At 70.9% G+C, this 22539-nt stretch carries 21 protein-coding genes; 14 read left to right on the top strand and 7 right to left on the bottom strand.

Annotated features, from left to right (window positions below; translation table 11 throughout):
• Window positions 1-33 precede the first annotated feature (33 nt).
• The 3 genes from ACIBTX_RS31285 to ACIBTX_RS31275 all read right to left on the bottom strand — a co-directional run bounded on the left by ACIBTX_RS31285 (window position 34) and on the right by ACIBTX_RS31275 (window position 4275).
• The gene (locus tag ACIBTX_RS31285) at window positions 34-1629 is read right to left on the bottom strand and encodes an NAD(P)/FAD-dependent oxidoreductase (protein ID WP_357122262.1); all 1596 of its coding nucleotides are present in this window, start codon (window positions 1627-1629) and stop codon (window positions 34-36) included.
• A gap of 122 nt (window positions 1630-1751) precedes the next feature.
• On the bottom strand, window positions 1752-3584 hold the full coding sequence (locus tag ACIBTX_RS31280; protein WP_357122265.1) for a HAMP domain-containing sensor histidine kinase: 1833 nt from the start codon (window positions 3582-3584) through the stop codon (window positions 1752-1754).
• Window positions 3574-4275 (bottom strand): response regulator transcription factor, encoded by a 702-nt coding sequence (locus ACIBTX_RS31275; RefSeq protein ID WP_357122268.1) that lies wholly within the window; start codon window positions 4273-4275, stop codon window positions 3574-3576. The genes ACIBTX_RS31280 and ACIBTX_RS31275 overlap by 11 nt, the downstream gene beginning before the upstream one ends.
• 122 nt (window positions 4276-4397) lie before the next feature.
• On the opposite strand from ACIBTX_RS31275, the gene ACIBTX_RS31270 reads away from it, so the two are divergent.
• The 4 genes from ACIBTX_RS31270 to ACIBTX_RS31255 are packed head-to-tail and all read left to right on the top strand — an operon-like array spanning window position 4398 to window position 8041.
• Window positions 4398-4991 carry a hypothetical protein gene (locus ACIBTX_RS31270; RefSeq protein ID WP_357122271.1) on the top strand — a complete coding sequence of 198 codons (594 nt, stop codon included), beginning with the start codon at window positions 4398-4400 and terminating at the stop codon, window positions 4989-4991.
• The gene (locus ACIBTX_RS31265) at window positions 4981-6084 is read left to right on the top strand and encodes an efflux RND transporter periplasmic adaptor subunit (RefSeq protein WP_357122274.1); all 1104 of its coding nucleotides are present in this window, start codon (window positions 4981-4983) and stop codon (window positions 6082-6084) included. Before ACIBTX_RS31270 ends, ACIBTX_RS31265 begins: the two co-directional genes overlap by 11 nt.
• Complete coding sequence (locus tag ACIBTX_RS31260; protein WP_396833362.1) at window positions 6081-6827, top strand: ABC transporter ATP-binding protein; 747 nt, start codon at window positions 6081-6083, stop codon at window positions 6825-6827. The genes ACIBTX_RS31265 and ACIBTX_RS31260 overlap by 4 nt, the downstream gene beginning before the upstream one ends.
• Window positions 6824-8041: an ABC transporter permease gene (locus ACIBTX_RS31255; RefSeq protein ID WP_357122277.1), complete on the top strand. Its 1218-nt coding sequence runs from the start codon at window positions 6824-6826 to the stop codon at window positions 8039-8041. Before ACIBTX_RS31260 ends, ACIBTX_RS31255 begins: the two co-directional genes overlap by 4 nt.
• On the opposite strand, the gene ACIBTX_RS31250 is transcribed toward ACIBTX_RS31255, so the two are convergent.
• Window positions 8042-8872, bottom strand: a complete 831-nt coding sequence (locus ACIBTX_RS31250; RefSeq protein WP_357122281.1) for a YhjD/YihY/BrkB family envelope integrity protein — start codon at window positions 8870-8872, stop codon at window positions 8042-8044.
• Window positions 8873-8923: 51 nt separating this feature from the next.
• On the opposite strand from ACIBTX_RS31250, the gene ACIBTX_RS31245 reads away from it, so the two are divergent.
• Both ACIBTX_RS31245 and ACIBTX_RS31240 read left to right on the top strand, forming a co-directional pair.
• Entirely contained in the window at window positions 8924-9475 is a 552-nt protein-coding gene (locus ACIBTX_RS31245; protein WP_357122284.1) for a GNAT family N-acetyltransferase, read from the top strand.
• A gap of 409 nt (window positions 9476-9884) precedes the next feature.
• A complete protein-coding gene (locus ACIBTX_RS31240; RefSeq protein WP_396833361.1) occupies window positions 9885-13835 on the top strand; it encodes a CARDB domain-containing protein in 3951 nt (1316 codons plus the stop codon).
• Window positions 13836-13861: 26 nt separating this feature from the next.
• Here the strand turns inward: ACIBTX_RS31240 and ACIBTX_RS31235 are convergent, their stop codons facing one another.
• Together ACIBTX_RS31235 and ACIBTX_RS31230 are read right to left on the bottom strand one after the other, a co-directional pair.
• Entirely contained in the window at window positions 13862-14185 is a 324-nt protein-coding gene (locus ACIBTX_RS31235; protein ID WP_396833360.1) for a hypothetical protein, read from the bottom strand.
• The gene (locus ACIBTX_RS31230; RefSeq protein ID WP_396833359.1) at window positions 14182-14424 is read right to left on the bottom strand and encodes a hypothetical protein; all 243 of its coding nucleotides are present in this window, start codon (window positions 14422-14424) and stop codon (window positions 14182-14184) included. Before ACIBTX_RS31230 ends, ACIBTX_RS31235 begins: the two co-directional genes overlap by 4 nt.
• Window positions 14425-14559: 135 nt before the next feature.
• Between ACIBTX_RS31230 and ACIBTX_RS31225 the strand changes: the two genes are divergently transcribed.
• The 7 genes from ACIBTX_RS31225 (at window position 14560) to ispG (ending at window position 20699) form a co-directional block, all read left to right on the top strand.
• On the top strand, window positions 14560-15441 hold the full coding sequence (locus tag ACIBTX_RS31225; RefSeq protein WP_396833358.1) for a helix-turn-helix domain-containing protein: 882 nt from the start codon (window positions 14560-14562) through the stop codon (window positions 15439-15441).
• Window positions 15431-15622 (top strand): DUF397 domain-containing protein, encoded by a 192-nt coding sequence (locus ACIBTX_RS31220; RefSeq protein ID WP_396833357.1) that lies wholly within the window; start codon window positions 15431-15433, stop codon window positions 15620-15622. The genes ACIBTX_RS31225 and ACIBTX_RS31220 overlap by 11 nt, the downstream gene beginning before the upstream one ends.
• Window positions 15623-15659: 37 nt before the next feature.
• Window positions 15660-16118, top strand: coding sequence for a hypothetical protein (locus ACIBTX_RS31215; RefSeq protein ID WP_357122305.1), 459 nt, complete (start codon window positions 15660-15662; stop codon window positions 16116-16118).
• A gap of 149 nt (window positions 16119-16267) precedes the next feature.
• On the top strand, window positions 16268-16909 hold the full coding sequence (locus ACIBTX_RS31210) for a Uma2 family endonuclease (protein ID WP_396833356.1): 642 nt from the start codon (window positions 16268-16270) through the stop codon (window positions 16907-16909).
• 147 nt (window positions 16910-17056) lie between these two features.
• On the top strand, window positions 17057-18268 hold the full coding sequence (dxr, locus tag ACIBTX_RS31205; protein WP_357122311.1) for a 1-deoxy-D-xylulose-5-phosphate reductoisomerase: 1212 nt from the start codon (window positions 17057-17059) through the stop codon (window positions 18266-18268).
• A complete protein-coding gene (locus ACIBTX_RS31200; RefSeq protein WP_357175089.1) occupies window positions 18268-19518 on the top strand; it encodes a site-2 protease family protein in 1251 nt (416 codons plus the stop codon). Before dxr ends, ACIBTX_RS31200 begins: the two co-directional genes overlap by 1 nt.
• An 8-nt stretch (window positions 19519-19526) precedes the next feature.
• Entirely contained in the window at window positions 19527-20699 is a 1173-nt protein-coding gene (ispG, locus tag ACIBTX_RS31195; RefSeq protein ID WP_357122317.1) for a flavodoxin-dependent (E)-4-hydroxy-3-methylbut-2-enyl-diphosphate synthase, read from the top strand.
• 102 nt (window positions 20700-20801) lie between these two features.
• Here ispG and ACIBTX_RS31190 read toward each other — a convergent pair whose 3' ends face one another.
• Window positions 20802-21389 (bottom strand): PadR family transcriptional regulator, encoded by a 588-nt coding sequence (locus ACIBTX_RS31190; protein WP_396833355.1) that lies wholly within the window; start codon window positions 21387-21389, stop codon window positions 20802-20804.
• A 151-nt stretch (window positions 21390-21540) separates the two neighbouring features.
• Here ACIBTX_RS31190 and ACIBTX_RS31185 point away from each other — a divergent pair, with 151 nt between their 5' ends.
• Entirely contained in the window at window positions 21541-22380 is an 840-nt protein-coding gene (locus ACIBTX_RS31185; protein WP_357122323.1) for a GNAT family N-acetyltransferase, read from the top strand.
• Window positions 22381-22539 lie beyond the last annotated feature (159 nt).

Here is a 22539-nt window from a genome sequence, read left to right as displayed (position 1 = left end):
GCGCGGGCGGCGGGGGCGGGCGGGTAGGGCTGGTTAGTGCCCGAGGTCTTTGAGGATCTTGCGGGCGGCGTTGTGGCCGGCGGCGCCGATCACGCTGCCGGCGGGGTGGCAGCCGGCGCTGCCCGCGTACACGCCGTCGATGCCGGTGGCGTAGGGCATCCGGTCGGTGAACGAGACGGTGTTGTCGACGTGGTGGATGTGCCCGCCGGTGATGCCGAAGTGCGCCTCGATGCCCGGCGGGGGCAGCGGCACCGCGTCGGCGATCAGGTCGGCGGTGCCGGGGGCGTACCGTTCGACGATCTCGACGAGTCGGTCGACGTAGCCGGGCAGTTCGGCGTCCCAGGTGGTGCCGGTCAGCTCGTAGGGCACCGACTGGACGAACAGCGCCGACGAGTGGTGCCCGGCGGCGTCGGAGAGCGACGGGTCGACGGTGGTGTGCAGGTACCACTCGATGGTCGGCTCGGCCGGCAGCCGCCCGGCCTGCACGTCCGTCCACATGTCGCGCAGCGCGGTCATCGGCGATGGGGCGTCGCCGCCGACCAGCGACGCGGAGCCGGGCAGCAGGTGGATGGTCGACCCGAACGGGCTCGGCGCGTCGGCCGGCAGGCAGGAGAAGCGCGGCAGGCCGCGCAGCGCCAGGTTGAGCTTGAGGGTGGTGCCGGGCCGGCGGACCGCCGCCATCCGTTCGCCGAGTCGCGCCGGGAGCGCGCCGTCGGGCAACAGCTCCATCAGCCGGTACGGATCACACGCGCCGAGCACCACGCGGGCGCTGACCTGCCGACCGTCGGCCAACACCACTCCGCTGGCCGCGCCGCCGTCCAGGGTCACCGCGCTCACCGGCGTACCGGTCAGGATCCTCGCCCCGGCGGCGCGGGCGGCGTCGGCGAACGTCCGCGAGACGGTGCCCATCCCGCCCTCGGCGATCATCCAGGTGCCGCCCGAGCCGGGTAGCCGGCACATGTTGTGCACGAGGAAGTTGTGGCCCGTCCCGGGGTCGTCGGGGCCGGCGTTGAGGCCGGAGAGGCCGTCGGTGACGGCGTACATGCTGACCAGCAGTTCGGAGCGGAACTCGAAGCGGGCCAGGTAGTCGGCGACCGACCCGCGGACCAGGTCGACGAAGACCTGCCGCAGTGCCGGGCGGACGTGCCGCTCGGCGGTCTCCTCGACGCTCAGCGGCTCGGCCAGCCAGGCGGGGGCGAGGTCCTCGCGTAGCGCGGCCAGCTCGGCCTGCATGGCGTCGTCGGCGGCCACGTCGGCGGGGGAGAAGAACTCGGTGAGCTGCGCCCGGGTGGCGGCGGTGTCACTGCCGAAGAGCAGGTACGGCGAGCCGAGGCCACCCGGTGTGGGCAGGAAGTAGTGCGGGTCGCGGCGCAGCACCGGGATGCGTACGTCGAGGGTGGCGAGCAGTTCCGGCGGCATCAGCCCGAGCAGGTACGAGCCGGTGGAGTGGCGCAGCCCCGGCACCTTCGGGAACGGGTTCTCGGTGCGGGTCGCGCCGCCGATCACGTCGGCGGCCTCGACCACGAGGACGTCCAGACCCGCGCGCGCCAGCAGAACCGCAGAAACCAGACCGTTGTGCCCGCTCCCAACGACGACGACGTCCGCCCGAGCCGGAATCTCACCACTCATGCCGCCGCAGCCTAGTCCCACCACCCCACCACCGCCCACCACCGCCCGCCACCGCCCGCTGCAACCCGGTGATCAAGAGGTTCGCGTCAGGAAACGCCGTCCGGATGACGCGAACCTCTTGATCACCGGGGGTGGGTGGGGAGGTGGACCGTGAAGGTTGAGCCTTTTTCGGGGGTGCTTTGGGCTTGGACCGTGCCTTGGTGGGCTTCCACCAACTTGCGGACTATGGACAGGCCCAGGCCGCTGCCGCCGGTCTGCCGGCTGCGGGACTTCTCCGCCCGCCAGAAGCGGTCGAACACCCGGGGCAGATGCTCGGCGCTGATGCCGCTGCCCGTGTCGGCGACGGCGATGGTCACCTTTCCGCCGGCCGCCCCGGCGCTGATCGTGACGCGGCCGCCGGCCGGAGTGTGGCGTACCGCGTTGGCGACCAGGTTGCCGACGACCTGACGCAGTCGCACCGGGTCGGCGTACACCTGCGGGTCGGCGTCGAGGAGCACCGACAGTGTCACGCCGGCCAGGTCGGCCTGCACGCGGTACGCCTCGGCCACCTGGCCCAGCAGGTCGGCGAGGTAGACCGTCTCGGGGTGCAGCCGCAGCGCGCCCGCCTCCGCCTCGGCGAGATCCTGCAGGTCGGCGATCACGTGTTGCAGCAACGTCGCCTCCTCCAGCAGCGACGACACCAACCTCCGGTCCAGCGGCGCGATGCCGTCCTCGGCGGCCTCCAACCAGCCCCGGATCGTGGTGACCGGGGTGCGTAGCTCGTGGGCGATGTCGCTGACCATGGCGCGACGGAGCTGTTCGAGGCGTTCGCGCCGCTCGGACATGTCGTTGAACGCCTCGGCCAGCCGGGCGATCTCGTCCCGGCCGGTGACGCGGACCCGGGCCGCGCCGTCGCCGTCGCGCATCCGCTGGGCGGCGCCGGTCAGCGCGTGCAGCGGACGGGTCAGCCGGACACCGGCCAGCACCGTGACACCGACGGTCACCAGCAGCACGAGACCGGCGACCGCCACGATCCGGGCCTGGTTGACGCGGGACAGGTCGAAGGTCGTGGTGGGCCGACCACCCGGGTCGGAGACGAACAGGGTCGCCGCCGGGGCGACGTACGGGAGAAGCTGTTCCCTGCGGCTGGTGCCCAGACAGGCGTTGACCGCCTGGCTGTGGTCCTGGTCGGCCTCGGTGACGTCCGCGCGGCTGCTCCGCGTGGGGGCGGGCTGCGTCTTCCACGTCCAGTCCAGGTCGACGCTCACGGGCGCCAGTTTGCGACGGGCCAGGCAGGTGTTCACCAACGCGTTGAGCTGGGCCAGGCCCTTGCGTTCGGTGGCCGTCGGAGTCGCCAGGTCCGCCCGTGGCTCGGCGCAGACGGGGTTGTCGCTCAGGTCGGCGCCGGGGGTCTCGATCCGGGGGCGGCCGGTGGGCTCCTCCCGCACGACGGCCGCGATCCTGGGCCGTACCCGCAGGCACAGCACGGCCTGGTCGGCCCGGTCGAGCAGCGTGCGGCGCTCGTCGGGCGGGAGCAGGTACGGGCCGGCGGCGCGGGGGTCGATCCGCGCGGCGTCGACGACCCCGGGGGAGCCCAGGGTCAGCGTGGTGTCGACGGCGAGCGCGTCGATGGTCGCGGAGGGCTTGGTGGGCAGCGGACCGGCCTGCGGCGCCGAGTCGGCGAGCGGCGTACCCGACTCGGTGGTCAGGGTGATCCGCCGGCCCACCTGCTCGGCGAGCGGTCGCAGGGCGGTGTCGACACCGGCCCAGCTCGGGTGGGTCGCCGCGTAACCGATCAGGGTGTCGTAGATGCGGGCGTCGTCGGCGAGCGCCTGGCCCTGTTCCTGCCGGATCGCCCCGGTCGTGGTGCGGACGGCCAGCCAGGCCGTGGCGGCGATCGAGCCCACGGCGATGAGGACGGCCAGCGCGAGCAACCGGAGCAGCAGGCTGCGGTGCAGCGGCACCTCACGCCGCATGGTGGCTCGCCTCCGCCAGCTTGTAGCCGACGCCGTAGACGGTCAGCAGGCGGACCGGTCTGCGCGGGTTCGGCTCGATCTTCCGGCGCAGGTTCATGACGTGGACGTCGACGGTCCGGCCGGTGATGTATTTGTCGAAGCCGTGCAGGTGGCCGAGGAGCTGGTCACGGGTGAAGGCCCGTCCCGGCTGGGCGGCCATCGCCTGGAGCAGGTGGAACTCGCCCGGCGTGCAGTCGACGCGTCGTCCGTCGACGCGTACCTCGTGGCGGATCGGGTCGACGTGCAGGTCGCCGACCCGCAGCACGGGGTCGGTCGGGTGCGTCGTCCGCTGGCCCCGGCGCAGCAACGTCCGTACCCGGGCCACCAGCTCGCGGGGGCTGTACGGCTTCGTCAGGTAGTCGTCGGCGCCCAGGTCGAGGCCGAGCAGCAGGTCGTCCTCGGTGGCGCGGGCGGTCAGCATGAGCACGGGCAGGTCGGATTCCCGGCGCAGGATGCGGCAGACGTCCAGCCCGTCGACCTTCGGCATCATCACGTCGAGGATCAGCAGGTCCGGCGGGCGTTGGCGCAGGTGCTCCAGGGCGGCCCGCCCGTCGCCGACGACGACGACCGTGTGCCCCTCCCGCTCCAGGTAGCGGCGGACCAACTCGGCCTGCTTCTCGTCGTCCTCGGCTATCAGCACCCGCGCGGTCACGGCAGCGACTGTACGTGTCGCGGGCCGTCCTGAACCGCCCTCGGCGACGCCCGTGAGCTGGGGCTACCGGATGAGGACCGCTTCCTGACAGGTCTCTGACAACTGTTCGTGAGGCTGCCGCCATGACGAACGCACCACGACGAGTCGGGTTCGCCGCGCTCACCCTGTTCGCCACGGTCCTCGCCGGCTGCGACGGTGCGAAGCCCGCAGCCGAGGGCGCCGCCGACGTCGCCTCCCTCGCCACGACGTCCGCCACGCCGAGCGCCGCCACGTCCGGCGCGGCCACGATCGGTCGGCCGCAGTTGCGGCTGGACACGACCGACGAGGAGGAGAACCGGCTCTGGTACGCGTACCACCTCTGCCTGCGGGATAACGGCGTGAAGGAGAACAAGGGCCGCTCGGCCGGTGCTACCGGGAGCGGACCGGGCATCTCCCTCGACCAGAGTGGCGAGCCGAAGGCGGCGTACGTGGCGTGCGCCAACAAGCTGCCGCTTCAGCCGCCGGAGCTGGACGAGAAGAGGAACCCGAACTACGAGAGCCAGTGGAACGACTACGTGCAGTGCCTACGTGGTCGCGGTATGAAGATCCACTCGCTGCCGGACGGCTCCGGCTGGACGTACGACGACGGGGTCGCCGACCCGTCGGGCGGCTTCGACGGTCCGGCGCTCTCGAAGGTGGAGCGCGAGTGCACGATGGAGGCCTTCGGTGGACGGTAGGCCGAAGCGGCGAACCGCGATCGTCGTGGCCCTGGTGACCGTGGTGGTCGCCGTCGGCGCGGGCGTCACGGCGCTGACCCTGCGACGACACGACGACGGTACGGCGAGCGCCCCGCCGCCGGTGACGACGGCCACGGTGACCCGCACCGACCTGTCGGACAGCCGCTCTCTCGACGGAACGCTCGGCTTCGGCCCGGAGCGGGTGGTCAAGGGCGCCGGCGAGGGCGTCGTCACCCGCCTGCCGAAGGTCGGTGACACGGTGGCCCGTGGCAAGCCCCTGTACTGGGTCGACGACCGGCCGGTGCCGGTGCTGTTCGGCGGCACCCCGCTGTTTCGTACCCTCGACAAACCCGGCCTGGTGGGCAGCGACGTGCTGATCGTGCGGGACAACCTGAAGGCCCTCGGGTACGCCGTCGGCACGCAGCCGACCCGCGCGAAGGACGGCACGAAGATCGGCTCGGGTCGGGCCCTGCTCACCGACACGCTGGTGGCCGCGATCAAGAAGTGGCAGCAGGCGCTCGACCTGGAGCCCACCGGCCGGATCGAGGTCGGGCAGGCGGTCGTACTGCCGGGGCCGGTCCGGGTGAGCGCGGTGAAGGCCCTGCCCGGTGACCCGGTCGGCGGTGAGTTGGTGGCCGTCACCGAGAAGGTCAAGCTGGTGACCGTCGCGGTCGAGGCGACCGAGGTCGGCAGCATCCGGGTGGGCGCCACTGTCGCGATCACCCTGCCCGACACGACCGAGGTCCCCGGTCGGGTCGCCTCGATCTCCCACACCGTGCAGGGCGCAGGCGCGGACGCGGGGACCGGTCAGGCCGGCCCGCCCAAGGTGGACGTCCTCGTCACGCCGGCCAAGGCGGCGGACGTGGGGAAGCTGGACGCGGCGTCGGTCCAGGTCACGTTCACCACGAGCGCCCGCAGGAACGTGCTGGCCGTACCGGTCGGCGCGCTGGTGGCGCTCCGCGAGGGCGGGCACGCCCTCCAACTGCCCGACGGTGGGCTGCTGGCCGTGCAGACCGGGATGTTCTCCCGGGGGCTCGTCGAGGTCAGTGGGGACGGTGTCACCGAGGGGCTCACGGTGGTGACCGCCGCGTGAGCACGGTCATCCCCTTCCCGGTCCGGGACGCGCCGACCGAGGTGATCCCGGCGTACACCGAACCGGTCCTGCAGCTCGACGGGGTGAGCCGGACGTACCCGGGCGACGTCACCGCCCTGGACGACGTCTCGCTGACCGTACGCGCGGGAGAACTCCTCGCCATCGTCGGACCGTCCGGGTCCGGCAAGTCGACCCTGCTGAACATCATGGGCACGCTCGACCTGCCCACCAGCGGCCGGGTACGCGTCGCCGGGCAGGAGGTGACGGACCTGTCCGACCGGCGGCTCTCCGCGCTGCGGGGCCGGTGGCTCGGCTTCGTGTTCCAGCAGTTCCACCTCGTCGGAGGGCTCGACGCCGCCGAGAACGTCGCCACCGGGCTGCTCTATGCCGGTGTACCCCGTCGTCGCCGTCGCCGCACGGCCATCGACGCGCTGGCCCGGGTCGGCCTGGCGCACCGGGTCGACCACCTGCCGCACCAGCTCTCCGGCGGGGAACGCCAGCGGGTCGCCATCGCGCGGGCGCTGGTCAACGACCCGGCGCTGGTCCTGGCCGACGAGCCGACCGGCGCCCTGGACACCGCCAACGGCGAGGCGGTCCTGGCGCTGCTGCTGAGCCTGCACGCCGAGGGCACCACCATCGCCATGATCACCCACGATCGGGACCTCGCCGCCCGTACCCCTCGGCAGGTGGACATCCGCGACGGGCGGATCGTCTCCGACACCCTCGACAGGACCCACCGATGAGCACACCGACAGCGGCACCCGGCGGCCGGCCGCCCCGGCTCGCCCCGAGCGACGTACTCCGGCTCGGCCTGCTCGGGCTGACCAGCCGGCGGATGCGGGCGGCGCTGTCCGCCCTGGGCATCTCCATCGGCATCGCCACGATGATCGTCGTGGTCGGCATCCCGGCGTCCAGCCAACGCGACCTGATGGACCAGCTCTCCGCTCTCGGCACCAACCTGCTGCGCGCCGAACCCGTGCCGGACCAGGACCCGCCCGTGCTGCTGCCGGCGGAGTCGGTGGCGATGGTGGACCGGATCGGGCCCGTCGAGACGGTGAGCGCGGTCGCGAACACCCACGTCGCGGTCCGCCGCAACGACCTGGTGGACCGCTACGACACGTCGGGACTCACGACCCTCGCCGCGCGCCCGGATCTGCTGGACACCGTCAACGGACGGGTCCGCGTCGGCCGGTTCCTGGACGACGGCACGGCCCGGCTGCCGACCGCCGTCCTCGGCTACGTGGCCGCGAGCCGGCTCGGGTTCGCCACCGTCGACCCGGCCCGGCCGCCCCAGGTGCTCGTCGGTGAACGGTGGTTCACCGTGATCGGCGTACTCGATCCGCTGCCCATCGCCCCCGACCTGGACCGGTCGGTGCTGGTCGGCTGGGACGCGGCCCGAAACCTGCTCGGCTTCGACGGGCATCCCACGGTCGTGTACGTGCGGGCCCGCGAGGCCGCGCTGGAGGACGTGCGTGCCGTGCTGCCGGCCACCCTCGACCCGCAGTTGCCCGGGTTGATCCAGGTCAGCCGCCCCTCGGACGCGCTCGCCGCCAAGCGGGCCACCGAGAACACGTTCTCCGCGCTCTTCCTCGGGCTGGCCGCCGTGGCGCTGCTGGTCGGCGGGATCGGGGTCGCCAACACCATGGTCATCTCGGTGCTGGAGCGCCGCCGGGAGATCGGTCTACGCCGGGCGCTCGGCGCGAACCGGGGGCAGATCCGGGTGCAGTTCCTCACCGAATCGGTGCTGCTGTCCGTGCTCGGCGGAGCCGCCGGAGCGGTGCTCGGCGTGCTCGCGACGGTCGGGTACGCCAGCTACCAGGGCTGGCCGCCGACGATCCCGGTGACCTCGGTGGCCGGTGGCATCGGCGGCGCGATGCTGGTCGGGATGGCGGCGGGCGTCTACCCGTCGATCCGCGCCGCCCGCCTCACCCCCACCGAAGCGCTCGCCAGCGCATGATCAGCTCGGCCGCTGGGCACGCCACCGCGAGAGTGCCAGGGTCGCGGAGTAGCCGGCCAGGACGATCACGTGGAACACGTACAGCCACAGCAGCACGGCGACGCCCGCGCCGATCGGGTCGAAGCCGCCGAACGGCACGCCGAGGTCCAGCGGCAGGGACGCGAACAGCACGAAGCCGTGCAGGAACCCGGAGAGGTTGGCCGCCGTGAACGAACCGATCGCCAGGGTGGAGAGCCAGTCCGGCGACGCCGGCCCGACCACCCGGAACACCCACACCAGCACCGGTGTGAGCACCAGCCAGACCGCCAGGAAGGACAGCACGATGCCCAGCGCGCCGACCCAGCCGCCCTGGCGGACCAGGCGGGTGGTGAGCGGTAACGCCAGCAGGATCGACAGCAGCAGCGCGGGCGCCGGCGCGAGCAGCGGCAGCAACAGCAGCCGACCCCGCCACCCCACCAGGTGCTCGTCGGTGCGTGGCGCCGCCACCGACACGAACGCCCGGCGCAGCCCCTCGCCGTACAGCGACGCGGGCAGCAGGGAGGCGAGGGCCAGCAGCGGGGTCAACTGCACCCCGGCGTCGACCAGCGCGGCCACCGCCCGGGGCGCGCCGATCGCTGTCGGCAGGGCCTCCACGGCGTACGACGTGAGCCGGCGTACCCGATCGGCGCCCGCGACCAGCGAGGTGAGCCAGAGGGCCAGCAGCGCCACCGGGACCACGGCGATCGCCCCGTAGAAGGTGATCGCCGCGGCGTGCAGCGACAGGTCGCGTCCGCGCACCGGACGGAACGCGGCACTGGTGATCCGTTTCGCGCGCTGCCAACCGCTGCCCATCGGCTTCTCCTTCCCTGTCGTCGGGACGGTCACTCCTTAAGATCGCCGGTCATGACTGTTATCACCACCGAACGCCTCATCCTGCGCGATTGGACCGACGAAGCGGCGGACCTGGCCCGGATCTACGACATCTACCGGCGCCCGGAGATCACGCGCTGGTTGGGCGTGTCACCGGGTCTGCCGATGGTGGAGTCGGGTCAGGCCGCGGAACGGCTGCAGATGTGGCGGGACCGGCACGCCGCCGACGGCGGTCGCTACGGCACCTGGGCGATCGAGGTACGCGAGACCGGCGTCGTGGCGGGTACGGCGCTGCTCAAGCCGCTGCCGGGGCGCGACGAGAGTCAGCTCACCGACGACATCGAGGTGGGCTGGCACCTGCACCCCGACTCGTGGGGCCACGGCTACGCCACCGAGGCGGCGCGTGCGCTCATCGTCCGGGAGTTCGCCACCGGCACCTCCGAGATCTACGCGGTCGTGTCGCCGGGCAACGAGCCGTCGATGGCGGTCTGCCGGCGACTCGGCATGGAGCACGTGGGCCAACGCACCGACTGGTACGGCGGTGAGGTGCTGGAGACCTTCGTCCTGGCGGCCCCAGCGGCCTGATCGTTCCGGAATCACCTGACGCAAGATCCGTACAGCTTCGGGGAAGGTTTCGCCTCCATTCGTCGGGGGTGGCGCCTTCCCTGATTTGTGCGTGGATCGAGGTGCGCCAACAGTGGGCAACTCCGTCAATAGTCACGGTGGTCGAAGTATTGACGCTCTCGTAGCACGTCAGTAACCTTTGGTCAAAGTTACGCAAGAACTAGACAAACGCGTGCACGATTCTGTGCATGCTCGCGGAAGATTCAACGGGCCTCCTGGGGAGGCCCGTTGATGGTCGTACCCCTCGAACGCCGGCCCGCCTCACCGGTCGGCGACGCACCGCCACCCACCCCACCGTGGTCACCCCCGCCCGCGGCAACCGTCCCCCGACGACAGGACAGTCATGAGACGACGAGCGACACTGTTCAGGATGGTGGCGGCGACAGTCGCGACCACGCTGATCGCGACCGCCCTCGCGAACCCGGCCCTCGCCACTCCGGCCTCCGCCGCCCGCCCCGCCGACCAACCGGCCGCCGCCAGCAGCGCCGTCGCCGCGGCGGCCACCAACCTCGCCCAGGGTCGTCCCACCCAGGAGAGCGGGCACGCCGACGTCTACGACTCGTCGAAGGTCGTCGACGGCAACGCGGGCAGCTACTGGGAGAGCGTCAACAACGCGTTCCCCCAGTGGGTACAGGTCGATCTCGGCTCGTCACAGTCGGTCAACCAGGTCGTGCTGAAGCTGCCGACCTCGGGCTGGGGCACCCGCACCCAGACGTTGAGCGTGCGGGGCAGCGCCGACGGCTCGTCGTTCACCGACCTGGCCGGGTCGCAGACGTACACCTTCAACCCGGCGAGCGGCAGCACCGCCACGATCAACTTCAGCGCCACCGCCACCCGCTACGTCCGGATCACCATCACCGCCAACAGCGGCTGGCCGGCCGGGCAGCTCTCCGAGCTGGAGGTGTACGGCAGCGGCGGCACCACCCCCGACACCACCGCGCCGAGCGCGCCCGGCAACCTCTCGTACACCCAGTCGGGCACCACCATCAGCCTCGCCTGGGTCGCGTCCACCGACAACTCCGGCGGTAGCGGTGTCGCCGGCTACGACGTCTACCGCAACGGCGCGTTCCTCCAGTCCGTCGGGACCGTGACCACGTTCAACGACACCCAGCCCACCACGGCGACCGTGTCGTACTACGTCCGGGCGCGCGACGCCGCCGGCAACGTCTCCGGCACCAGCAACACGGTGACCCGCACCGGCAGCGGTGACACCACCGCGCCGAGCGTGCCGGGGACGCTGTCGCAGAGCACGTCGGGCAGCACGATCACGCTCACCTGGGGTGCCTCGACCGACTCCGGTGGCAGTGGCCTGGCCGGCTACAACGTCTACCGGGGCGGCAACCTGATCGCGACGCTGGGCGCGGTCCTCACCTACCAGGACACCCAGCCGGTGACCGCGACCGTCTCCTACTACGTCCGCGCCCGCGACGGCGCGGGCAACCTGTCCGGCAACAGCAACACCGTCACCCGGACCGGGAGCAACCCCCCGGCCTGCACGAACGTGGCGCAGGGCAAGAGCATGACGGCGAGCGGCTCCACCTTCACCTTCACCCCCGACAAGGCGAACGACGGGCAGCTCGGCACCTACTGGGAGGGTGCGGCCAGCTACCCGCAGAACCTCACCGTGGCGCTCGGCGCGAACCACTCGATCTCCGGCGTCACCGTCAAGCTCAACCCCGACTCGTCCTGGGGCACCCGTACCCAGACGATCCAGGTCCTCGGCCGCGACCAGGCGTCGTCGTCGTACACCAGCCTGGTGCCGGCGGCGGCCTACCAGTTCGTCCAGGGCGTCAACACGGTGACCATTCCGGTCAGCGCGACCACGGCGGACGTGCAGTTGCGGTTCACCGGCAACACCGGCGCTCCGTCCGGCCAGGTGGCCGAGCTGGAGGTCTGCGGCACCCCGGCCCCCAACCCGGACCTGGTCGTCAGCTCGCTGTCCTGGTCGCCCACGTCGCCCAGCGAGGTCTCCGCGATCACGCTCTCGGCCGTCGTGCAGAACATCGGCACCGCCGCCGCGGCGGCCACCACGGTGAACTTCAGCCTGGCTGGGACGCTCGTCGGCAGCGCCACGGTGGGCGCGCTCGCCGCCGGTGCCTCGACGACCGTGTCGTTCAACGCCGGTACGCGACCGATGGGCAGCTACGCCGTGTCGGCGGTGGTCGACCCGACCAACACGGTCGTCGAGCAGAACAACGGCAACAACAGCCTCACGGCGGCGTCGCCGCTGGTGGTGGCGCAGGCCCCGGGGCCGGACCTGCAGGTGCTGAGCATCGCCTCGAACCCGCCCAACCCGGCCGTCGGGGCGTCCGTCACCTTCACCGTGGCGGTCCGCAACCGGGGCACCACCGCGACCGGCGCGACCACCGTCACCCGACTGGTGGTGGGTGGCACCACGCTCAACACCAACACCGCCTCGATCGCCGCCGGCGCGACGGCCACCGTGGCCGTCAGCGGTAGCTGGACCGCCACCAGCGGCGGCGCGACCATCACCGCCACCGCCGACGCCACAAACGTGGTCGCCGAGACCAACGAGAGCAACAACACCTTCAGCCAGTCCATCGTGGTCGGACGCGGCGCGGCGGTGCCGTACGTCTCGTACGAGGCGGAGGCCGGCCGTTACTCGGGCACGCTGCTGGAGGCCGACCCGCTGCGCACCTTCGGGCACACCAACTTCGCCAGCGAGTCCTCGGGCCGCAAGTCGGTACGCCTCACCGGCACCGGCCAGTTCGTCGAGTTCACCTCGGCCAACCAGGCCAACGCCATCGTGGTGCGCAACTCCATCCCGGACGCGCCCGGTGGCGGCGGCATCGAGGCGACCATCAGCCTCTACGTCAACGACGTCTTCTCCCGCAAGTTGACCCTGTCATCGAAGCACAGCTGGCTCTACGGCAACACCGACGGGCCGGAGGCGCTGACCAACACCCCGCAGGCCGACGCCCGACGGCTCTTCGACGAGTCGAACGCGCTGCTGTCGCAGTCGTACCCGGCGGGCACCCGGTTCAAGTTGCAGCGCGACTCGGGCGACACCGCCTCGTTCTACGTCATCGACATGATCGACCTGGAGCAGGTGGCCCCGCCGCTGAGCCAGCCGGCCGGCTGCACCTCGATCACCCAGTACGGCGCGGTCCCGAACGACGGGCTCGACGACACCGCCGCCATCCAGCGGGCGGTGACCGACGACCAGAACGGCGTCATCAGCTGCGTCTGGATCCCGGCCGGGCAGTGGCGGCAGGAGCAGAAGATCCTGACCGACGACCCGCTGAACCGGGGCATGTACAACCAGGTCGGCATCAGCAACGTCACCATCCGGGGCGCCGGCATGTGGCACTCGCAGCTCTACACGCTGACCGAGCCGCAGAACGTGGTGGGCGGCATCAACCACCCGCACGAGGGCAACTTCGGCTTCGACATCGACAAGAACACCCAGATCTCCGACATCGCCATCTTCGGCTCGGGCCGGATCCGCGGCGGTGACGGCAACGCCGAGGGCGGCGTGGGTCTGAACGGCCGGTTCGGCACCGGCACCAAGATCAGCAACGTCTGGATCGAGCACGCCAACGTGGGCGTCTGGGTGGGCCGCGACTACGACAACATCCCCGACCTGTGGGGGCCGGCCGACGGGCTGGAGTTCAGCGGCATGCGGATCCGCGACACGTACGCCGACGGCATCAACTTCAGCAACGGCACGCGCAACTCGCGGGTGTTCAACTCGTCCTTCCGGACCACCGGCGACGACGCGCTCGCCGTCTGGGCCAACCCGTACGTCAAGGACCGCAGCGTCGACATCGCCCACGACAACCACTTCGTCAACAACACCGTCCAGCTGCCCTGGCGGGCCAACGGCATCGCCATCTACGGCGGCTACGACAACTCGATCGAGAACAACCTGATCTACGACACCGCCAACTACCCGGGCATCATGCTGGCGACCGACCACGACCCGCTGCCGTTCTCCGGCACGACGCTGATCGCCAACAACGGGCTCTACCGCACCGGCGGCGCGTTCTGGAACGAGGACCAGGAGTTCGGCGCCATCACGCTCTTCCCCTCCACCCGGGACATCACCGGCGTCACCATCCGGGACACCGACATCGTCGACTCGACGTACGACGGGATCCAGTTCAAGAACGGTGGCGGCAACATGCCGAACGTCGCCATCACCAACGTACGGATCGACAAGTCGAACAACGGTGCCGGCATCCTTGCGATGAGCGGCGCGCGCGGTAACGCCAACCTGACGAACGTGACCATCACGAATTCGGCCGACGGCAACATCGTCATCCAGCCGGGCTCGCAGTTCGTCATCAACGGCGGCTGAGGCTAACCCGCCAGTTCCGCGCTTGATCAACACGTTTTCGCCGAAATCGGGGTGTCCGCGGACTGCGGACACCCCGATTTCCACGAACCCGAGTCGACCGTCGCCGCGCAGGGTCCGCCGTGGGCATCGGGTCGCCGGCACCGGCCGGCCTCGCCCAGCCGGGCGTCACAGAACACTCGGGTACGCAGGAACTGCGCGTCCTCCTCGCTGAGCGTGGTCTCCCCGAAGTCGACGACGGCGAGGTGACCGAGCGAGTCGCGCAGTGCCACGGCCAGGGCGGTCACCTCGTCGAGGCTGGTCAGCGTGGTCGGCAGGTGGATGATCCAGCGGGGCTCGGTTGCGACGCTCATGGCAGGACCACCGTTCCGCCGTCCACCAACGTCTGGATCTGCCCGTCGGTCAGGCCGCGCTCGTGCAGGACGCGACGGCCCCAACGGTGCAGCCGACACGGGTGCCGGGCGTCGTCCCTGCGGCAGCGCTCGCCGTCCGGTCGCCGCACGGGGGCGTGCACGCTGACCGCCCGCAGCGCGAACACGACGTCCTCTTTCGTCACGTAGGGCGGCAATGGCAGATCGTCGGTCGCTTCCATGGCCGTCCTCCGTGGGATTTTCGCGGTCGCCGTCATCAATGAGGGTCATTCCACTGATGGTTCAACACAATGTTTCGGAGCAGAATCCGGACCGAGGGACGAGGCGGCTTACGCGACGACAGCCAGGGAGATGACGTGGACGACTCCGGCAGCACGGTTCCACGCAGGCAGCTCGGCAGATATCTGAGAGAGCTTCGCGAAAACGCGTACGTGACCGTTTCCGCGGCGGCCAAGGAATTGGAATGGTCGGCACCCCGGATCTGGCGGTACGAGACCGGCCAGGTCTCCATGCACCCGAACGACGTGGCGGCCATGTGTCGCGTCTACGGCGCGTCCCCGGAGACGATCGAGACGATGCGGGCGCTCGCTCGGGAGACCAAGGCGCACGGTTGGTGGCACAGCTACGGCGAGGCGATCAAGGACTGGTTCAAGCTCTACGTCGGCCTGGAAGCCGCCGCCACCCGCATCCGCAAGTACGAGGCGGACCTCATCCCCGGGTTGTTGCAGACGGTCGAGTACATGACCGAGCTGATCGCCATCGACCAGCCGCAGTTGAGCGAGGTGGACCGCCAGGCGAAGGTGGACGTGCGGCTGCGCCGGCAACGGTTGCTGGCCCGTGCGATACCGCGCGCCCCGCGCCTCGACGTCATCCTGAGCGAGGCGGTGCTGCGCCGGCCGCTGCGGGATCGCGCGGCGATGGCCCGGCAACTGGATTCGCTTGTGGTGTCGTCACGGCAACACAACATCGCCGTCCGGGTGCTGCCGCTCGACGCCGGCCTGGTGCGCTGGGCGCAGGCCGGCACCTTCACCATGCTCGACTTCCCGTCCGACGTGCGCGAGCCGGAGCCGACCACGATCTACATGGACGGCCCGTGCGGCGCGGTCTACCTTGACAAGACCCACGAGATCGAGATTTATGAGGACGCCTGGCGCTCCCTCGGTGAGCGGGCGCTCAGCGCCGACGAGTCCCGCGAGCTGATCGCGGCCATAGCGAAGGAGATGACCGATGGAGCGTGACGGAGTCTGGCGCACGTCGACCCGATCCGGCAGCGAGGGCGACTGCGTCGAGGTGGCCGGCTTCGCCGAGGCGGTCGGCGTACGCGACAGCAAGGACCGGCAGGGACCGACGCTGACCTTCACACCCTCGGCTTGGGCCGCGTTCGTCCAGTTCACGGCGGTGCACCAGCCCGTGCAATGATCACGGCCGGCTCGCTCGCGGGAGGCTGAGAATCACGATGGGTGTCGTCGCGACCGGGCTCTGCCTCGCCGTCCCCGCTCTGTTCGTGCTCTGGCTGTGGGGCGGACCTCTGCTCACCGGCAGGTGGAAGACCCCGGGCTGGTTCGTCGCGACGGCCGGGCTTTCGATCGCTGCCGCCGTCGTCACCTGGTTCGTCGGGGCGTTCGCGGGTTCCTCCATGAGCTCGGAGGAGTCCTGCCGACAGGCCGGCGTCAGCTACGACAGCGCCTACCGCGCCGTGCACTGGCGTGAGTCGTCGCGATGGTTCCCCCTGCACGATCGATGCAATGCCACCTACGACCTGGTGCCCGTCTGGGTCAACCCGGCCCTGGTGCTGCTGTCCCTGCTGGCCGTCTCCTGCATCGGCGCAGCGTTCTGGCTGGCCGTCGTACGGCACCGGACCACGACGAGCCCGGGGTCGGCCCGCAGATCTTGGAAAGTTTCCGTTCGGCCATGACGGAAAGTGTCCAAGATCTGCACCGCCACGCGCGGAGGCTGCGGTGCGGTCATTTCGGATAGACGGACCATGTGTGCGGCGACGCACATCGTGGGCGGCGGTGGCTAGGCTGACCTGAGCAGGATGGTCCGCTGAGGGGGTGAGCCCGAATGGCCCAGGCAGCGTTCGCGCCGGAGCCGGCGCCGCAGCACACCGAGCCGTCGTTCGACGTGCTGCGGTGGCACGACGAGCCGTGGACCGCGCAGCTCGCCCTCGACCTGTTGCCGGAGACCAACGGCCCCAAGGTTGAGGTCCTGAGCGGAAGCGTGATCGTGACACCACATGCGGGGATCGACCATCAGTCGGTCGAGCGGGAACTGCCCTACGTGCTCCACCGTGCAGCGCGAAAGGCTGGCTTCTGGGTCTATCCGGAGATCAACGTCCTCTCCGGGGATGATCTCTTCATTCCAGACATCGTTGCGCTGCGCAGCTCCGGGGGTGGCCGCACGACGGTACCCATCGCCGAGGCGGTACTACTCGGGGAGATCGTTTCGCCGGGCAACCGACGCAAGGACGTGATCGACCGGCCCCGGGAGTACGCGGCTGCTGGAGTTCCGTTCTTTCTCCGAGTGGACCTGCGCAATCGGGTACCGACGCTGGCTCTGTTCGAGCTGGTCAACGGGGAGTACCGGCCGATGGCCGCCGCAGCAGCGGGCAGCACCTTCGCGATGCGCGAGCCCTTCGAGTTCTCCATCGATCCGGCCGAACTGCTGGACGAGGAAGCGGTCCCAGACGAGTCCGGCACCGCTTGATCGACACGGGTTCGGTGACGTCGGGGTGTCCGGGAGCTGCGGATACCCCGAGATCGGCGAACTCGTGTGGATCAAGGCCGGCGGCGGCGGGCGGGGTGGGCTGAGGCTCCCAGCGGGCACACAGCGGCGGTGGGGGAGAATGGCCCGGTGACTTCCCCCCGCGATCTTGTTCTGCTCGGGTCCACCGGTTCGATCGGCACACAGGCCATCGACATCGTCCGGCGCAACCCGGACCGGTTCCGGGTGGTGGCGATCGGGGCGGGTGGCGGCAACGTCGAACTGCTCGCCGCGCAGGCCCTCGAGCTGGGCGTCGAGGCGGTCGGGGTGGCCAAGGCGTCCGCCGCGCAGGACCTGCAACTCGCGTTCTACGCCGAGGCGAGCCGGCGCGGCTGGGCCACCGGGGACTTCAAGCTTCCCAAGATCGTGGCCGGCCCGGACGCCATGACCGAGCTGGCGCAGTGGCCGTGCGACGTCGTGCTGAACGGGGTGGTCGGCTCGCTGGGCCTCGCTCCTACGCTGGCCGCGCTGCGCGGTGGTCGTACTCTCGCGTTGGCCAACAAGGAGTCGCTCGTGGCCGGCGGCCCGCTGGTCAAGGCCGCGGTGACGCGGCCGGGGCAGATCGTTCCGGTCGACTCGGAGCATTCGGCGCTCGCGCAGTGTCTGCGGTCCGGGTCGCGCGGTGAGGTGCGGCGGCTGGTCGTCACGGCCAGCGGCGGCCCGTTCCGGGGACGGCGGCGCGACGAGTTGACGCAGGTCACACCCGAGCAGGCGCTCGCGCACCCGACGTGGAACATGGGGCCGGTCGTCACGATCAACTCGGCGACCATGGTCAACAAGGCGCTTGAGGTGATCGAGGCGCACGAACTGTTCGACGTGCCCTACGCCGACATCACCGTCATGGTGCACCCGCAGTCGGTGATCCACTCGATGGTCGAGTTCGTGGACGGGTCGACGATCGCCCAGGCCAGCCCACCGGACATGCGGCTGCCGATCGCGCTCGGCATCGGCTGGCCGGACCGGGTGCCCGAGGCCGCCGCCGCCGTCGACTGGACGGCAGCGCACAGCTGGGAGTTCGCGCCGCTGGACGACGAGGCGTTCCCGGCCGTGGCGCTCGCCAAGGCCGCCGGGGAGGCCGGACGCTGCCGCCCGGCGATCTACAACGCGGCGAACGAGGAGTGCGTGGCGGCGTTCGTGGCCGGACGGCTGCCGTTCCTCGGCATCGTCGACACCCTCGAGCGCGTGTTGGAGGACGCTCCGGACTTCGGCGAACCAGGTACCGTCGAGGACGTGCTCGCGGCCGAGTCGTGGGCGCGCGCGCACGCGCAGGAGATCATCGCGGGTTCGGTGGAAGGAGCTTGATGTCTAACCTGCTCGGGGTGGTCCTCTTCGCCCTGGCCATTCTCATCTCGGTCAGCCTGCACGAGGCGGGTCACATGCTGACCGCCAAGGCGTTCGGGATGAAGGTCACGAAGTACTTCGTCGGTTTCGGCCCCACCATCTGGTCGTTCCAGCGGGGCGAGACCGAGTACGGACTCAAGGGCATCCCCCTCGGTGGCTTCTGCAAGATCGTCGGGATGACGCCGAACGACGACGACGTCGACCCGGCCGACGAGCCGCGCGCGATGTGGCGGTTCCCGGTGTGGAAACGCACGATCGTCATGTCCGCGGGCTCGATCACCCACTTCGCGCTGGCGCTTGTCACCATCTGGCTGGCGGCCGTCACCCTCGGCCTGCCCAATCCCAAGTTCCCCACGAACGACGCGCAGGTCCGGCAGGAGCCGGCGGTGATCGCGCTCTCCGACTGCGTGATGCCGAAGATCGACCAGCGCGCCTGCGCGCCGGGTGACCCGGCCAGCCCGGCAGCCCAGGCCCAGCTTCGCGACGGCGACCGGATCACCGCACTCAACGGCAAGCCGGTGAACAACTACGGTGAGATGCTCACCGGCCTGCGCGCGCTGAAGCCGGGCGAGACCGTGAAGATCGGGTACGTCCGCGACGGCCAGCCCGGCGAGACCAGCACCGTGCTGGCCCAGACGGAGCGTCCGCCGCTCGACAACCCGAAGGGCACCATCGGTCCGGTCGCCGCGCTCGGCGTCGGGCTCACCATCACCACCCCGAACCTCGTCACGTACGGTCCGGTCGCCGCGTTCGGCGCCACCGGCGACTTCACCCGCGGGCTGGCCGTCGGCACCGTCGACGCGTTGCAGCGGCTGCCGCAGAAGGTCCCCGCGCTGTGGACCGCCATCACCGGCGGCGAACGTGACGTGGACACCCCGATCAGCGTGGTCGGGGCCAGCCGGCTCGGCGGCGAGGCGGTCGCCCACGGGGCCTGGCTGATGTTCGTCTTGCTCTTCATCTCGCTGAACTTCTTCATCGGCGTGTTCAACCTGCTCCCGCTGCTCCCCCTGGATGGCGGCCACATCGCCATCGCCTGGTTCGAGCGGGCCCGCTCCTGGCTCTACGCGCGGATCGGCCGGGCCGACCCGGGTCGGGTGGACTATCTCAAGCTGATGCCCTTCACGTACGCGGTGATCCTGATCGGTGGCGTGTTCACGCTGCTGACCATCACCGCGGACGTCGTCAACCCGATCACGCTCTTCCCAAGGTGAGTGCTGAAGTGACCGCTATCAGTCTCGGCATGCCCGCTGTGCCGCCCCCGCCGCTCGCACCCCGCCGGGCCAGCCGCCAGATCATGGTCGGCTCGGTGCCGGTCGGTGGCGGCGCGCCGGTGTCGGTGCAGTCAATGACCACGACCCTCACCTCCGACGTCAACGCGACCCTGCAGCAGATCGCCGAGCTGACCGCGTCCGGCTGCCAGATCGTCCGGGTGGCGGTGCCGTCCCAGGACGACGTCGAGGCGCTGCCCGCGATCGCCAAGAAGTCGCAGATCCCGGTGATCGCCGACATCCACTTCCAGCCCAAGTACGTCTTCGCCGCCATCGACGCCGGCTGCGCGGCCGTCCGGGTCAACCCGGGCAACATCCGGCAGTTCGACGACAAGGTCAAGGAGATCGCGCGCGCGGCGGGGGACGCCGGCGTGCCGATCCGGATCGGCGTCAACGCGGGCTCGCTGGACAAGCGGCTGCTCACCAAGTACGGCAAGGCCACCGCCGAGGCGCTCGTCGAGTCGGCGCTGTGGGAGTGCTCGCTCTTCGAGGAGCACGGCTTCCGCGACATCAAGATCTCGGTGAAGCACAACGACCCGGTCGTGATGATCCGGGCGTACCGGCAGCTCGCCGAGCAGTGCGACTACCCGCTGCACCTCGGCGTCACCGAGGCCGGGCCGGCCTTCCAGGGCACCATCAAGTCGGCGGTCGCCTTCGGCGCGCTGCTCGCCGAGGGCATCGGCGACACCATCCGGGTGTCGCTCTCCGCCCCGCCGGTCGAGGAGATCAAGGTCGGCAACCAGATCCTGGAGTCCCTCGGCCTGCGCGAGCGCGGCCTGGAGATCGTCTCCTGCCCGTCCTGCGGCCGTGCCCAGGTGGACGTCTACAAGCTCGCCGAGGAGGTCACCGCCGGCCTCGAAGGGCTGCCGGTGCCGCTGCGGGTCGCCGTCATGGGCTGCGTCGTCAACGGTCCGGGTGAGGCCCGCGAGGCCGACCTCGGCGTCGCCTCCGGCAACGGCAAGGGCCAGATCTTCGTCAAGGGGCAGGTCGTCAAGACCGTGCCCGAGGGCCAGATCGTGGAGACGCTTATCGAAGAGGCGCTGCGCATCGCCGACGAGATGGGCGCCGAGCTGCCCGAGGAGCTGCGCGGGCTGGTCACCGGCCCGACGGTCACCGTGCACTGAGCCAGTTCCACGAAAGCGGGCCGTTCCCCCTCGGGGAGCGGCCCGCTTTCGTTGCGGCGCGCCGTTCCCCTGGGGAGCGGCCCGCATTCGTTCTGGCGGGTCTCACGCGGATTCGGCGAGGATCGCGTACAGCTTGCGTCGGGTCTCGTCGAGAACCTGGGCGGCCCGCTCACGCTGGTCGTCGGTGCCGTGCATCATCACCTGCCGCAGGGCGTTCATCGCCTGCGCGCCGGAGTCGCGGATGTCGTGCCAACTGCTCACGGTGTCCTGGGCGACGTCCGCCCAGGGCGGCGTCTGCGCGGCGGCGGTGGCCTCGGCCTGACCGGCCTCGGTGACGGTGAACCGCTTCCGTCCGCCGCTGGGCTCCTCGGCGCTGGCGGCGATCACACCCTCGTCCTCCAGGAGCTGGAGCGTGGGGTAGATCGAACCCGGGCTGGGCCGCCAGGCCCCGCCGGTACGGGAGTCGATCTCCTGGATCATCTCGTAGCCGTGCATCGGCCGCTCGGTGAGCAGGGCCAACACCGCGCCGCGGACGTTGGGGCGTCGCCCTCTGCCGCGGCCGTGCCCGCGACCACGGCCGCGCCCGCCGTGCTCGTGGCCGTGCTCGTGAGGGCCGGGCGGGACCGGCGGGAAGCCGAAGCCCCGCATCCGGGCCTCGTGCATCGGGTGGTGCTGTCGATGGAACCGCATCGGGTTCTCCTTCTCTACGTACTGTCGCTGATGCATCAACGATATATCGGCAATGCATCGCCGACAAGTAGCGGCGAGCAATTCGGCCCTTTGCGGTCCGCCTCGCCACTCGGCCGGCGGGGCGAGGGGTCGATCTGGCAGGCTGGTAGTCGTGCTTACGGTGCCGGTACGGCAACTGGGGGAATCGGAGCGCCGCGCGGTCGAGCGCCTGCTCGACCGTGACCCGTTCGCGGGCGCGCAGGTCGCCGAGCGCATCGCCGCGCGCGGACTGTCCTGGTGGCGGGCCGAAGGGCGGATCCTGGGGTACGGCGCCCGCCGCAACCTCGAATCACTGTGCTGGCTCGGCGGCAACCTGACGCCGGTGCTCGCCAACGACGCCGCCGTCTCCGCCTTCGCCGACCTGCTCGCCGGGGAGGACCGGCTCTGCTCCTCGATCGTCGGCCGCGCGGACGCCGTCCTCGCCCTTTGGGACCGGCTCTCCCACACCTGGGGTCCGGCCCGCGACGTCCGCCCCAACCAGCCGCTGCTGGCCACCGACACGACGCCGGCCGTACCGGCCGATCCAGAGGTACGCCGCGTCCGCTCCGGCGAGGTCGACCGACTCTTTCCGGCGGCGGTCGCCATGTACACCGAGGAGGTGGGCGTCTCCCCGCTCGCCGAGGACGCCGGCCGCAGCTACCGACGCCGGGTCAACGACCTGGTCCGCGCCGGCCGCGCGTACGCCCGGTTCGTCGACGGCAAGGTCGTGTTCAAGGCCGAGTTGGCCGTCGTGACCAAGCGGACCGCCCAGGTCCAGGGCGTCTGGGTCGCCCCGGAATGGCGGGGCCGCGGCATCGCCGCCGCCGCCATGGCCGCCGTGGTGCGCGACGCGCTGGCCCGGGTCGCTCCCACGGTCAGCCTGTACGTCAACGACTTCAACCTCCCGGCCCGCCGAGTCTACGAACGCTGCGGCTTCCAACCGGTCGGCACGCTCGCCACGGTCCTCTTCTGAAGCATCTTGCTGAAGGTACGGCGATGGCCGGCACCCGTTGTCGGGGTGCCGGCCATCTGCGTGTTCTTAGCTGTTCCAGTTGTGGGCGACCAGGTCGGTGGCCTGCTGCTCCCACTGGGCGTAGGCGTCGGGGTAGGCGGAGACCTGTACGGTCTGGGC

This window comes from Micromonospora sp. NPDC049359, assembly GCF_044466585.1.
Taxonomy (GTDB): domain Bacteria; phylum Actinomycetota; class Actinomycetes; order Mycobacteriales; family Micromonosporaceae; genus Micromonospora.
Note: the sequence above shows the minus strand (reverse complement) of the source record. Positions and strands in the feature narration are given on the sequence as shown.